Source organism: Psychroflexus aurantiacus (genome assembly GCF_010820555.1).
Classification (GTDB): Bacteria; Bacteroidota; Bacteroidia; order Flavobacteriales; family Flavobacteriaceae; genus Psychroflexus; species Psychroflexus aurantiacus.
Window position 1 is genome coordinate 1 of record NZ_JAAIKD010000040.1, and the last position, 649, is coordinate 649.

General features: G+C 46.4%; 1 protein-coding gene. It reads left to right on the top strand.

The genetic code is table 11. The features are described from left to right. The coding region (locus G3567_RS13250; protein WP_205521242.1) for an NHL domain-containing protein at window positions 1–649 on the top strand (649 nt) is incomplete at both ends.

Sequence of the window (649 nt, forward strand, 5' to 3'; positions counted from 1 at the left end):
AAGGTTTTGCAGACGGCACAGGTAGCTCAGCACAATTTAATTACCCAATTGGGGTTGCTGTTGATGCTTCAGGCACTGTCTATGTAGCAGATGCTAATAACCATCGTATTCGTAAAATTACCCCGGCAGGAGCGGTAAGCACCCTGGCAGGAAGCACATATGGTTTCGCAGACGGTACAGGTATCTCAGCACAATTTGCCAACCCAACTGGAGTTGCCGTTGATGCCTCTGGCACTGTATATGTAGCTGATCAATTTAACCATCGTATTCGTAAAATCACCTCTGCAGGGGTGGTAAGCACCCTGGCAGGAAATATTCGAGGTTTTGCAGACGGTGAAGGAAGCTCAGCACAATTTAACAATCCATTAGGAGTTACTTTAGATGCTTCAGGCAATGTCTATGTAGCAGATGGTAGTAATCATCGGATTCGTAAAATAACCTCTGCAAGGGTGGTGAGCACCCTGGCAGGAAGTATTCGAGGTTTTGCAGACGGTGAAGGAAACTCAGCACAATTTAATTACCCAACTGGGGTCGCCGTTGATGCTTCAGGCACTGTATATGTAACAGATTATTTTAACCATCGTATTCGTAAAATCACTGCAGCTGGGGTGGTAAGCACCCTGGCAGGAAGTGGCGTAAGTGGTTTTGC